The sequence below is a fragment of the Streptomyces sp. SM18 genome (assembly GCF_002910775.2).
Classification (GTDB): domain Bacteria; phylum Actinomycetota; class Actinomycetes; order Streptomycetales; family Streptomycetaceae; genus Streptomyces; species Streptomyces halstedii.
In genome coordinates, this window is record NZ_CP029342.1 from 1,228,978 (window position 1) to 1,241,938 (window position 12,961).

The 12,961-nt window shown below is 71.8% G+C and carries 7 protein-coding genes; 3 read left to right on the plus strand and 4 right to left on the minus strand.

The features are described 5' to 3' along the window. Positions 1 to 195 precede the first annotated feature (195 nt). Both B9S64_RS05370 and B9S64_RS05375 read left to right on the plus strand, forming a co-directional pair. Positions 196 to 1,368 carry a serine hydrolase gene (locus B9S64_RS05370; protein WP_103490835.1) on the plus strand — a complete coding sequence of 391 codons (1,173 nt, stop codon included), beginning with the start codon at positions 196 to 198 and terminating at the stop codon, positions 1,366 to 1,368. A 406-nt stretch (positions 1,369 to 1,774) separates the two neighbouring features. Further along, entirely contained in the window at positions 1,775 to 2,323 is a 549-nt protein-coding gene (locus tag B9S64_RS05375; protein WP_258037816.1) for a hypothetical protein, read from the plus strand. Between the two features lie 353 nt (positions 2,324 to 2,676). On the opposite strand, the gene B9S64_RS05385 is transcribed toward B9S64_RS05375, so the two are convergent. Continuing rightward, positions 2,677 to 3,762, minus strand: coding sequence for a S1 family peptidase (locus B9S64_RS05385; protein ID WP_103490836.1), 1,086 nt, complete (start codon positions 3,760 to 3,762; stop codon positions 2,677 to 2,679). 458 nt (positions 3,763 to 4,220) lie between these two features. On the opposite strand from B9S64_RS05385, the gene B9S64_RS05390 reads away from it, so the two are divergent. Next, the gene (locus B9S64_RS05390) at positions 4,221 to 5,105 is read left to right on the plus strand and encodes an alpha/beta fold hydrolase (protein WP_103490837.1); all 885 of its coding nucleotides are present in this window, start codon (positions 4,221 to 4,223) and stop codon (positions 5,103 to 5,105) included. 155 nt (positions 5,106 to 5,260) lie between these two features. On the opposite strand, the gene fxsT is transcribed toward B9S64_RS05390, so the two are convergent. The 3 genes from fxsT to fxsB all read right to left on the minus strand — a co-directional run bounded on the left by fxsT (position 5,261) and on the right by fxsB (position 12,943). Continuing rightward, positions 5,261 to 9,196, minus strand: coding sequence for an FxSxx-COOH system tetratricopeptide repeat protein (gene fxsT / locus B9S64_RS05395; RefSeq protein ID WP_103490838.1), 3,936 nt, complete (start codon positions 9,194 to 9,196; stop codon positions 5,261 to 5,263). Further along, a complete protein-coding gene (gene fsxC / locus B9S64_RS05400) occupies positions 9,193 to 10,536 on the minus strand; it encodes an FxsC protein (protein WP_181012258.1) in 1,344 nt (447 codons plus the stop codon). The genes fxsT and fsxC overlap by 4 nt, the downstream gene beginning before the upstream one ends. 160 nt (positions 10,537 to 10,696) lie before the next feature. Then, positions 10,697 to 12,943, minus strand: a complete 2,247-nt coding sequence (gene fxsB, locus B9S64_RS05405; RefSeq protein WP_181012256.1) for a radical SAM/SPASM protein FxsB, inactivated metallohydrolase extension form — start codon at positions 12,941 to 12,943, stop codon at positions 10,697 to 10,699. Positions 12,944 to 12,961 lie beyond the last annotated feature (18 nt).

A 12,961-nucleotide genomic window follows, 5' to 3' on the forward strand; every position in this document is an offset into this window, starting at 1 on the left:
TCCCGGCCGGACCCGCCCGGCGCCGTCCCCCGGCCGGTGAACGGGGAGGACGCGGGCGGGATCCCGGACCGGGGGCGCGGGCGGGAACCCGGACCGAGAGGACGCGGACGGGGCGCCGGGCGGGGGAAAACCCGACGCCCCGGCCTGGGGCCTGCCGGATGGCCCACGCGGTACGCCCGTCCCTACGGTCGGCCCATGCCACTCATCCGTCGCGCCCCCGCCCGTCTGGCGGCGACCGCCTGCGCCGCCGCCCTGCTCGCGGCACTCGTCCCCGCCACGGCGGCCACCGCCCGCCCCACCCCGCTGCAACGCGACGCCGACGCGTTACGCGACGCCGGGGTCACCGGGGTGTCGGCCCGGCTGGACACGTCCCGCGCGGTCCGCACCGTACGCAGCGGGGTCGGCGACCTGCGCACCGGGCGGCCCGTGCCCCGGGACGGGTACGTGCGGATCGGCAGCACCACCAAGACGTTCGTCGCGACCGTGCTGCTCCAGCTCACCGGCGAGAAACGGCTGTCGCTCGACGACACGGTGGAGCGGTGGCTGCCCGGGGTGGTGCGCGGCCAAGGCAACGACGGACGCCGCGTCACCCTGCGCCAGCTCCTCCAGCACACCAGCGGGATACCCGACTACACCGGCGACACCGTCCCCGACCCCACCGCCGCCGGCTACCGCGAGCACCGGCTGACCACCAACTCCGCCCGGCAGCGCGTCGCGCTGGCCATGCGGCACCGGCCCGACTTCGAGGCCGGGACCGGCTGGCGGTACTCCAACACCAACTACGTGCTCGCGGGCCTGGTGATCGAGGCGGTCACCGGCCGCACCTGGGAGCAGGAGGTCCACTCCAGGATCCTGCGGCCCCTCCGCCTCAGCCGCACCCTCGCCCCCGGCGACGATCCGCTGCTGCCGCGCCCCCACGCCCGCGACTACCAGCAGTTCGGGCCGGGGGAACCGCTGACGGACACCACCCTCGCCTACCTCCCCTTCGACGGGGACGCCGACGGGGCGATGATCAGTACGGCTGCGGACACCAACCGGTTCTTCTCCGCTCTCCTGACGGGAGAGCTGCTCTCCCCGGCCCTGCTCGCCGAGATGCGTCAGGGCGTCCCGGTGCCCGAGGAACACGGCGCGCCGCCGGGCACCCGCTACGGCCTCGGCCTCGAATGGTCACCGCTGTCCTGCGGAGGCGGCTACTGGGGCCACAGCGGAAGCGGCTTCGGATACGTGGTGGCGCCCGCCGTCACCGTGGGCGGACGGACCGCCGCCGTCACCGTCACCGCCCACAGCCGACCCGCGGACCAGGCCACCGCCGAACGCCAGCTCCGGGGCGTCAACGCCCTGATCGACCACGCGCTGTGCGGCATCTGACACCGATGCCCGTCCAGCACCGGCACCGGTGCGGAGGCGGCCGAGCGTTTCCGCAGCCAGTCGCAGGAGCACCGGCCACAGGCAGCGGCCGCTTCGCCGGACAGAGCGAGGCAAGCTGTGAGGCCCTGCACCGGTTCGTCCACACGGCGGCCCTGGACCCGGCCCGAAGGATGTGAGGCGTGCGGTCCGTGTACGTCGGGGCGCCGCCCTGTCGTACACGGACCGTCTCCTCATGACCGGGGCGGTCCTTCAGCGTGTCTTGACTGCTCGTCCTGGGCGTTTAAGTGTGTTTCCCCGAGCGAAAGGCCGATGCGCCGAGTTACGGGTCGCGTGGCACCGCGTCCTGAGGCAGGAGCCGGCGGCGCGCTGCGGCCGGCCGTGGGCCACCCGTTGTCAGGGGGAGAAGATGAGCACCGAAGTCATAGCTTTACTGGTCGCCGTTGTGGGGGTGGCCGGTACTCTGCTGGCCCCGATCACCACCGCGTGGGTCAGCTCACGCTCGCGCCGCCAGGAGTTCGAGCTCCAGCAGCGCTCCGAGCAGACCAGGCGGCGCATCGACGACGCCCAGGCCAACCTGGAACGCCGACGCGACATGTACGTCGCACTGAACTCCGGCGCCCGACGGTATCGGTTCCGGATGATGGAGGACCTCTACGCGATACGTTCCGGGGCAGACCCGGACCCCGCGACAGAGGTGATCCGAGTCGAGTTCCAGGACACCTACGCCCAGGCGCAGATGCTCGTCCCCGACCATGTCCTGCGGCCCTGCCAAGCGGTTCGTGTGGCGCTCGCGGAGGCCAGGAAACTCATGGATGCGCTGGTCGAGGACAGTGCGCACGACCAGCGGAAGTGGCAGGAATCCCATACCTTCCTGATCCAGATGTGGGACACGATCATGGCGATGCAAGTCGCCATGCGCCAAGATCTCGGCATCTCGGCACCGCCCCGGCCATGAAATCCCGCGCTGGAGCCCCAGCGCGCCGAGCCGGGGACAAGGAGCTGTACGGCGAAGCGGCGGATGGCGGGGAAGCCGCTCGGCGCGGCGGAGCCGCGGGAGATGAAGACGACGGTCCCCGCCTGCGGGCCGGCTCCCGGAGACAGGATGTGGCGATGCGGTACGGCCTCGGCCTGTACACGCTCAAGATGCCCGGCGGCGACTGGCACCAGGGCCACGACGGCGGCGTGTTCGGGGCCGGGACCCGGGCGCTGTCCACAAAGGACGGGCGCCGCGCCTGCACCGCCGATGAGCCGCTCCCTCACGAGGGAGCGGCTCACAGACCTGCCCGGAACCGAGGGTGACCTCGGAGGTCAGCCGATCTCGGCCCCGTACGCCGCGAGCGCCTCCGGCACCGGCTGGAAGAAGGTCGTGCCTCCCGCCGAGCAGTCACCGCTGCCGCCCGAGGTCAGGCCGATGGCCGTGTCGCCCGAGAAGAGCGAGCCGCCGCTGTCGCCGGGCTCGGCGCAGACCGTCGTCTGGATGAGCCCGTTGACGATGTCGCCGTTGCCGTAGTTGACCGTGGCGTTCAGAGCGGTGACCTGGCCGTCGTGGACCTGGGTGGTCGAGCCGCTGCGGGTCACCGTCATGCCGACCGTGGCCTCGCCCGCCTTGGTGATGGTCTGGCTGGAGCCGTTGTAGAGGTCCACCGCGCTGGGGTGCGCCACGCTCGCGGTGTACTTGACCAGGCCGTAGTCGTTGCCCGGGAAGCTGGAGCCCGCGTTGCTGCCGATCTCCGAACCGGTCTGCGTGTCGGACCAGCTGGTGATGGCGTCGGTGCAGTGGCCGGCCGTCAGGAAGTACGGCTCGCCGCCCTTGACCACGTTGAAGCCCAGCGAGCAGCGTCCGCCGTTGCCCCAAATGGCGTCGCCGCCCGCGATGAGCGGCGTGAACTCCCCTGCGGTGCGTACGAGTTCGGCCTTCGAGCCGAGCCCGTCGACAACCTTGCCGAGCTTGCCCAGGGCCTTGCCGTCCACCGTGCTGTCCGCGGTGACGACGACCTTGTTGCTGACCGGGTCGACCGCCCAGGAGGTGCCGGGGAGGGAGGCGCGCTCGGTCAGGGTCTGCCGGGCGGCCGTCAGGTCGGCGGTCGAGTTCTGTACGACCCTGGCCGTGCCGCCCGCCTGGCGCACCTGCTCGGCGGCGGCCTGGTCGAGGACGTTCACGACGAGGTGCTTCGCGTCGGCGTCGTAGTACGCGCCCGCCGCGTCGGCGCCGAGGCTCTTGTCGAGGGTGGTGGCGAGATTTCCGGCCGCCTGCGCCGTCAGCGTACGGGCGGTGAACTGCGGTACGTCATCGCTGGCGTTCGCAGTCTGGAAGGTGGCTCCCGCGGCGACCAGGGCGACGACCGCCGAACCCGCGAGGGCCGCACGCTTCCCGGATATGCGTCGCTGCTTCAACTTCTACCTCCTGTGGGGGGCCGCGTACGGGCAAGTGGGGTGCTCGTACACGGAGGATGTGACGCCCACTATTCCGATGCGGCGCAGCGCACACAAGGTCGCCTTCTGGACGCACACATGACAACAACACCGCGCACTCACCCTGTTCACACGGCGAGGTCGGAGGGTGCCGATTCCACATCGCGAACGCCGCGGACGGGACCGAACCGGTGGTACGCGGGCATTCGGCCTGTCCTGAACTCGCCCTTCGCAGTCCGGATGCTGGGGTCGCGCATCCGGATACGGGGCGCGCGCGGTGCGGTCGGGGGCGCCAAAGGCCACGGGCCGCACACCGGTTCCTTCCGTCCGGGGAGTCCCGGTGACGCCCTCGATGGTTCATCATCGGACAGACGGAACAGGCAGCAGGAACCGGGCAGTTGGGCCCGGACCAGACGGGGTGGCCGAGCGGAGGAGGCGGAGTGCGCAGTCGTGTGCGCGTGGCGGACGGGCGGCATCTGATGGTGGAGCGTCAGGGGGATCCGCACGGCAGACCCGTCTTCCTCCTGCACGGGACGCCGGGCAGCCGGCTCGGCCCCGCCCCGCGCGGCATGGTGCTCTACCAGCGCAAGACCCAGCTCATCGCCTACGACCGCCCCGGCTACGGCGGTTCCGACCGGCTGGCCGGCCGGCGGGTGGTGGACGTCGTCGAGGACATCCGGGCGATAGCCGACTCGCTCGGGCTCGACCGGTTCGCCGTGGTGGGCCGCTCGGGCGGTGCTCCGCACGCGCTGGCCTGCGCCGCGATGATGCCGGACCGGGTCACCCGTACGGCCGCGCTGGTGGGCCTGGCCCCCTGGGACGCGGTGGGTCTGGACTGGTTCGAGGGCATGGCCGCGTCCAACGTGCTCGCGTACTCCACCGCCGCCGCCGATCCGGACGGGCTCGCGGAGTCCTTCATCAGCCGTTCGGCGGAGATCCGGCAGGACCCGGTCCGGCTCCTGGACGACCTGCGCCGGGAACTGACCGACTCCGACCGGGTGGTGGTCAACGACGCGGGCATCCGCACGCTGCTGCTGGCCAACTACCGTGAGGGGCTGCGCACGTCGGCGTACGGCTGGATCGACGACGCGATCGCGTTCTCCCGGCCGTGGGGGTTCGACCCGGCGGACATCACCGGGCCGGTGATGCTGTGGCACGGCGAGAAGGACGTGTTCACGCCGGTCGGCCACTCGCGCTGGCTGGCCGGACAGATTCCGGGCGCCACGGCCGTACTGGAGCCGGCGGCCGCGCACTTCGACGCGCTCTCGGTACTGCCCGAGGTGCTCAACTGGCTGCTGGACGAACGCCCGGCCCCGGTGGGCTGACCACGACGGGGGCCACCGGACCGAACGGCCACCACGGGGGTCCACCCGCCCGGCCGGCCACGACGGGCCCACCGGTCCGGCCGGCCACGACGGGCCCACCGGTCCGGCCGGCCACGGCGGGGCCCCCTTCCCGGGCCCCCGCCGTAGTCACGGCGTCACACCGACATCGGTTCCAGCTCCCGCCGGAACCGCCGCTCCGTCCGCGCTATCCGGGTCAGCGGGTGCTCGTCCCCCAGTTGCCGGGCCAGCTCGTCACCCGTCTCCGCCCGCAGCCGCCGCGCCTCGTCCGGCCGGCCCAGCGCGTCCAGCGTCACGGCGAGGTTGGACGTCATGGCCAGGGTCTCCGGGTGGTGTGCCCCCAGTACCTCCCGGAGCTGCCCGGCCACCGTGCGCTCCGTCTCCAGCACGATCTCCAGCCGCCCGGTGTCGGCCGTCGCGTTCGCCAGGTTCATCACGCAGAACAGGGTGTTGGGGTGCTCCCTGCCGAACGTCTCCCGCATCAGGGCGACCACCCGCTTCAGCAGCCGCTCCGCCTCCTCGGGCGCGTCGGACCCCGAGAGGTAGACACCGAGGTTGTTCTGCGCCGCCAGGGTGTACGGGTGCCTCTCCCCCGGCACCTTCATGTACTGGTCGACGACCTCCTGCGCGGTGGTCCTGGCCTCGGCCGCCTCACCCGCCGCAAACAGGTCGGCCGCCATGTTGAGGTCGCAGGCCAGGGACTCCGGGTTGGCCGCGGTGTACTTGGCCCGGTACCTGGCCCGGGTCGCCACCGTCAGCCTGCGGGCGTCCTCCAGCTGCCCGGCCCGCCGCAACGACACCGCGAGGCTCTTGGCGGCGCTCAGGGTGGTGGGATAGGTCCGTCCGAGGGTCGCCTTGAGGCTCTCGTACGTACGGCTGAGCAGACCGACCGAGTCCTCGTACCGTCCGACCTCCCGCAGGTCGCGGGCGAGGTTCAGGGCGGAGGACAGGCTGTGCGGATGCTCCTGGCCCAGCACCTCCGACCTCAGGTCGTAGCAGTCCTGGTCGATCTCGCGGGCCCGCGCGTACTGCCCGACGCTCCGCAGGTTCAGCGCCAGGTTGTTGGCCGCCGCCAGGGTACGGGCGTGCCGCTCGTGGAAGATCTGGTTGAAGCCGTCGTGCGCCTCGGTGGCCAGCTCGATCGCCCGCCCGTAGTCCCCGAGCAGGCCCAGGTCGATGGCCAGACTGCTGGTGGTCATGTAGGTGTGCGGGTGCTCCGGCCCCAGCACCTCCCGCTGGGTCCGCAGCGTGATCTCGTCCAGCTCCTTGGCCTCCACGTACCGCCCGCGGGTGCGGAGGATGTTGGAGAGGTGGAAGCAGAGGTACAGGTACTGGATGTCCCGCTCCCCCAGCATCTCCAGCCAGGCCTGGCGCAGTTCGTCGCCCAGCGTGGCCGCGGTCCTGATGTCACCCCGCTTCCAGAGGTAGCGCACCCGGTCGATCAGCAGTCTGCGGGTCTCGTGGTCCCTGCAGTTGCGGGCGTCGGACGGCCCGAGGTGCGGCCAGATGGCCGCGAAGCGCGGCCAGGTGTCCGGGTTGTCGATCGGTTCGGTGTCGTCCGGCCGGGCGCCCGCCAGGATGCGGTGGACGACGTGCCGGGCCTCGGCCTGCTCCTCCTCGCTGAGCTGGGCCCTGATCACCGCCTGCACCAGGCGGTGCACCTGGATGGAGTTGGACACCTGGTCGACCTTGGCGAGGGCGAAGCGGCCGATCTCCCGGATGACCCGGCCCAGCACCAGCTTCTCCTGGAGGGAGGCGTCGTACGGCTTGAGCGCCTCGATCATCTCCTTGCTGTAGAGGAGGTTCGCGGAGATCGGCTCGGGGGCGAAGAACGCGCAGAGCTGGAGCAGCCGCACGGCCGCGGGCGAGCGTTCCTCAAGGCGTTCGATCGAGATGTTCCAGGTGGCCGCGACCGGCTGCGGGTAGCCCGCCGGCTGGTTGAGGGCGAGCACCTCGGGTGCCTGCCGGGCCAGTTGCTCCAGATAGGTGTCGATGGGGGTGGCGGTCTCCGCGATCCAGGCCGCCGCCTGCTCGACGGCCAGCGGCAGGTCACCGACGGCCGTGGCCACCTGGGCCGCGTCCCGTTCGCTGAGCCCCGGGGCCCGGCGCTGGAGGTGCTCGACGGACTCCTCCCGGAGGAAGACGTCCACCGGCAGCGCGTCGCCGTGCTGGGACCAGGCCTGGTTCCTGGACGTGACCAGGATGTGTCCGGAGCCGCCCTGCGGGAAGTAGCGGCGGAGCCGTTCCGGGTCGTCCGCGTTGTCGAAGACCAGCAGCCAGCGGTCCGACGGCACACCGCGGCGCAGCAGGTCCACGGCCTCCTTGGAGGCGGCGGCCATGTCGTCGCCGCCCTGGGCCCCGAGCCGTACGGCGAGTTCGGCGAGCCCCGCGATCACGTCGTCGGTCTGCTCGGACGAGATCCACCACACCAGGTCGTAGTCGGCCATGAAGCGGTGGACGTACTCCAGGGCCACCTGGGTCTTGCCGACGCCGCCGAGTCCGTAGAGGGTCTGCGGCTGCGGCAGCACGACGGCCATCCCGCCCCCGAGCTGGTCGCGCATCCGCTCCAGGACGAGGGAGCGGCCGGTGAATCCGGGGTTGCGGGGCGGTGCGTTCCAGATCCTCGGTACGGTGCCGGGGAAGCGCGGGCCGGGCGCCACCCCGTCGCCGAGCTGGACCGGCCGGTCCACGGCACGCATCAGGGCGGTGGTGGCGTGGACCTCGTCCAGCCGGAACAGGTCCACCGGGTTGCGGTCGATGTACGGGGCCGAGAGGCGCACATCGCTGATCCTGAGCGGCAGCAGCCGGCGCCGCCCGCCGCCGGGGTCCTCGGCCACCGCCCTGTCCCACAGGCCCACGGCACGCTGGGACTTGAGGTAGGCGCTGGACAGCAGGACGACCGTACGGGCCGCGGTCTCCGGGGTGGTGCGCGCGGGGGCCTCGGGTCCGGGGTCGGCGGAGGCGTCCCGGGGGACGACCCGGAATCCGGCCCGGGTGAGGACCGACTCGATCCAGTCCGCCCACATGCGGTTCTCCGCCACGTAGCTGAGGAAGAGGTCGGCGGGCAGCGCCGGCCTGCGCCGGGTGAAGGCGTCGCGGACGCGCAGCCGTACCTCCTCGCTCATCTGCGCCATCGCCGTGACCTCCTGGTCGGTGATCACGGCGGTGAGGCGTTCGAAGGCGGAGAGCAGCGAGTTGCTGAGCCCGGCCTCGTCGCCGAAGGTGGCGAGGGTCTCCTCGTACGCGTAGTAGGGGCGGTAGGGGATCTCCACCGCGCCCCAGTAGGCGGTGAGTTCGTCGCCGGAGAGGTCGCGGGGCAGCCGGTCGAACTTCAGCCGGGCCAGGGCGCGGCCGGCGTCCGCCTTCTCCTTCTCGCCCTCGTCGATGCGCATCGGGACGGGGTAGATGGAGATGGGCCTGCCCGTGTAGCGCTCGGCGATCTGCCGGGCGACGGAGGCCGCGCCGTCGATGGACTGGTCGCTCAGGGTGAAGCAGTCCACCAGTACGTCGGGGAGGTGGACGGTGCAGATGTCGGCGATGTCGCTGAGACCGGTGCGGCTGTCGATGAGGACGTAGTCGTAGTGGGTCTTCATGTCGTCGCGCAGGGCGTCGAAGAAGTGGCCGCCGCCGAGCCGGTCGTAGAAGTTGTCCCAGTCGAAGGTGGAGACGGTCGCGGAGTACTCGCGGTTCTGCCGTCCGGCGGAGACGAAGTCGAGGGTGCCGCCGCGCGGGAACTCCCAGCCGAGCGCCTCGGGGTCGAGCGAGACCGCGTGCGGCTGGATGCGCGCGTAGTCGCGGTGCCAGTCGCCGGCACGCTGGGCGGGGTTGGTCGCGGCCCAGGCGTACTCGGTGATCAGGTCGATGACACCGGTGGTGGCGCCGAGCGTCGAGGGGTCGAGGAAGGGGTGGAAGAACCGGTGGAGCCCGGGGGCTTCCAGGTCCCAGTCGACGGCCAGCACCCGTTTGCCGTTGGCGGCCAGGATCCAGGCGGTGTTGGCGAGGGCCATGGTGCGCCCCGTGCCGCCCTTGTACGAGTAGAAGGTGACGATGCGCCCGTCACGCCCGGCTGTCATACGTCCTCCGCATCCGTCGCAGGGTCGTGCCTGTCGGATATGAACGGTGTGGGGCCCGTCGGTCCCGTCGGGCCCGTCAGTCGTGTCCGTTCGCCGTGCCGTCCGCCCGTCGAGGGGGGATAGGCCGTCGCGTGCCGCAGATACTGCTGGGCGGCCGCCTCGACCACCCGCGGGAGGACTTGGCCGAAGGCCTCCATGGTGGGTACCCCCTTGGCGGCGGCGCGGCAGAAGGCCCGGCCCTGCCGCATCTTGACCGGCATCGTCCGTTCGAGCATCTCGGTCAGTTCGGTCTCGGCCGCCCGGCTCTGGTGGTCGTCGCGGCACCACGGCACGACCATGGTCACCCAGGGCCGGTTCTCCTGGTCGAAGGCGGCGAGCCTGCGCCTCAGTTCCTCGTCCCGCAGGGCCCAGCGGTCCACCAGGAGTATCTCCGGTGTGCTGGGCGCCTGTTTGCCCTCCCGCTGCCCGGTGTCCTCGTCGAACGAGGTGATGACCGCCTGGTAGTTGAGTGAGCGGACCAGGTCCCCGGTGACGTAGGCCAGTGGTCTGGCGGCGACCGGGTGGTAGGGGTTCCAGTCCTGCGGATGGTCGCCGTAGTAGTCGGTGGCGCGCCCTTCGGGCAGGTCGTGGCGGGTGGGTGCGGCGACGGTGATCCGCATCCGGCGGGCGGCGCCCGGCCCGCTGCCCGGTGCCCCGAAGGCGCTGGGGGCGAGCCGGTAGTCCACCGGCCTCCCGGTGTCGATCTGGACGGTGTCCGCGACGCTGACGATGCGTTTGGCCAGTTCGTAGACCGCCTGCTCGTATTCCTGGGCGAAGAGCCTGAGTTTGATCAGGCCGTAGAGTCCGTCGCTGACGTACCGTTTCCCGAAGTCGCGGTGATTGAATTGCAGCCGCTCGGCCGGTCCCGGCAGTTGGCGGGGCGGGACCGGGACCCAGAGGGCCGGGACGATGGCCTCGGCGGGCTGATTCGAACGGGCTCGGTGGTGGATGGCCCTCTGCTCGAACGCGTACCATTCCTTTCCGCACATCTCACTGGCGAAATAGCGCGGCGAGAACAGGGGTACGAACACCCGGCAGGTGGCGAGAACTCCGCCCAGCCGTTCGGACCATCCCTCGCCCGAGCGAATCTCCCTGTCCATGAATCCCGCGGAGGCGCTCGCGGGCAGATCGGTCATCGCCATCACATGACCGCAAAGATCTTGGAAAAGCCGCTCGACCCACATATCGGGGTCCGTTCCACCGCCGTACCCCGGTGTGTGCGCGTAACTCAGAAAGAAGTACGGCCGATGGTCCCGCTGCTGCGTTGACGCGTGCACACGACCCCCGTCCTGTGTGAGCACTCGCACCACGGAGTGAAAAGAACGATGCGAGCGAATTCATCATCACGGAGCAGACTGCGCTCCACCCCCCTGCCGTTCGGTCATTCACCGTTGCTTTTCGGTCATCCATTCCCGGATCCGGCCCGCGGTGCCGCCGGCCGGTCCCCGTTTCGGTGTCGCGCTACCCGGACGCCCCCCGCGCACCGCCGGCGATCTCCTTCCGGAGCCGCGCCAGCACGCGCGCCCCGTCGACGGTCAGTTCGGCCGCCGACTCGATCGAGGCGAGCGCCCGGGGGACGCCGTCCAGGAACCTCGGCTCCAGGAGCCCCGTACCCACCCGCTCGAACGTCTCCGCGAACAGGCGGGAGAACGGAACAGCCTCCGGCCCGCCCCAGGGCAGGCGATGCTCCCACGCCCCGTCCGACGCGTACAGGTCCGTGACACCGGTCAGTGCGTGGAAGGTGGACCGTCTGTGTCCGCGCAGCAGCGCGAGCGCCAGCTCCCCCGCCCCGCCCTCGTCGCCGAGGCCCAGCGCCCCGTGGCCGTGCCGTCCGGCCCGGGTCGGGCCCGAGGCGAGCGGGGTGACGGTGGTCAGGGCCCTGGCCGCCTCGGCCGCCTGCCCGGGAACGGCCGTGCGCAGCAGCGCCCACGCGGCGGACAACCGCGTGTCCCAGGCCCTGACCCCGGCCGGGCTCAGGCGCGCCGCCACGGGCACCTCGAAGCAGTCACGCCGGGGATCCAGGTCGTCGAGTACGAGGACGGGCGCGCCGTCGCCGCCCACCCGGCGCAGCGGAAGCCAGTCGGGGCGGTCCGCCGGGCCGGTCGCGATCAGCCGCTCCGCACCGGCGCCCCGGCCCTCCGCCCGGACCAGGAGGCCCCCGTCTGTGTCCCGGACCAGGACAGGGCCCCGCCACCCGGTCCGGACCTCGCCGAGCGTGGGGAGGAAGAACCCGCCGCCGTCCTCGGTGGGCACCGGGACCGTCAGCCCGAGACGGCCGCGCACCGTGGCCGCGGCCACCGAGGCGGCCAGGTGGCGGGCGGCCCGGTCCGTCACACCGCGGTCGCCCGAGCCGGCCGCCCGCGAGGCGTCCAGGAGCCAGGTGCGGGCGTAGGGGCCGGCCAGGACCTCGTCCAGGGCCTCCGCCCCCCGCTCGGTCCGCTCGGCCTCGGTCGCCAGTTCCCAGGCCGCGTCCCATCCCGTGTGGCCGTGCCCGCCGAACTCGTCCTGGAGCAGGGCGAGCAGATGCCGGTTCAGCTCCAGCTCGGCGGCGGCGAGCGCGTCGGGACCGGTGACCGCCGGTGACCCGAGGGAGGCCGCCGCACGCTCCTCGACGCCGCGTACCAGTGCCTCCAGGTCGGCGCAGTAGACGGACGGGTTGTCGAAGCCGTCGCCCGTGCGGTAGCGGTGTGTGTAGAGTCCGCCCCCGCACGAGCGCACGACGGGGCAGGTACGGCAGGTCTCGCTGACACCGGCGAGGCCGAGCTGCCGGGCTCGGACGCCGGGGTGGGCGGCCACCTCGTCGAAGGTGTTGCGGAAGACGTCGAAGCCGGTGGCCGCGGCGCCGTCGTAGGCGCTCTTGAGCGAGTCCACCTGTTCGAGCTGTCCGTCGGTCTCGATGACGACCAGGTCCGTGGGGGCCAGTCCGAGGGACTCGGTGAGCGAGGGCCCGCCGCTCAGGGTGGAGAGGACCGAGGAGAAGAGCCGCACGGGCACCGGCCGCCCCCGCTCCGTCCAGCGGTCGAAGACCGCGAGGAGCCAGTCGGCGTAGGCGGTGGCCGAGCCGTCGGGCCGCGGGGGCGGTTCGTCCCAGGTGGCGTGCGGCAGGAGGAAGTCCACCGCGGGCGGGTCGAGTGCGACGAGGGCGTCGAAGACGGCGGCGGGGTCGTTGCGGACGTCGATGGTGCACAGCAGCCCGAGGTTCAGGTGCCGGTAGCGGTCCTGGCGCAGCAGGTCGACGGCCCTGAGGACAAGGGGATGGCTGGTGCGCCCGTCGGCGAAGAGGCGGTGCCGGTCGTTGGCCGCGCGGTCGCCGTCGAGGGAGATGCCGACCTTGACGCCGAACTCGTCGAAGAGGTCGAGGTAGCGGGGGCTGAGCTGGACGCCGTTGGTGTGGATCCTGAGGTCCAGCTCAGCGATACCGTTCAGTGCCGACGAGAGTTCCTCGCAGACACGGCGCAGGCGGGCGGGGCCGGCCAGGAGCGGCTCGCCTCCGTGCAGGATCACCGACACCGATGCGAGCGTGTGCTCCGAGGCGTGTTCGGCCAGTCGCCGAGCCGCCCATGAAATCGCTTCGTCAGAGATGGACTTGGGTCGGGTGCGCCAGCTCTGGTCCGCGTGTTCATAGATGTAGCAGTGGTCGCACGCGAGATCACACCTGCTGTGCACTTTCAGCACAATCTCGCGAAAGGGGACCAGGGGTCCTGTCATTCCCCCAGTCTAGCCATC

Excerpts from the sequence above, each read along its gene's own strand:
- B9S64_RS05370 (WP_103490835.1), top strand. The coding sequence starts at position 196 with ATGCCACTCATCCGTCGCGCCCCCGCCCGTCTGGCGGCGACCGCCTGC.
- B9S64_RS05375 (WP_258037816.1), top strand. The coding sequence starts at position 1,775 with ATGAGCACCGAAGTCATAGCTTTACTGGTCGCCGTTGTGGGGGTGGCC.
- fxsT (WP_103490838.1), bottom strand. The coding sequence starts at position 9,196 with ATGACAGCCGGGCGTGACGGGCGCATCGTCACCTTCTACTCGTACAAG.
- fxsB (WP_181012256.1), bottom strand. The coding sequence starts at position 12,943 with ATGACAGGACCCCTGGTCCCCTTTCGCGAGATTGTGCTGAAAGTGCAC.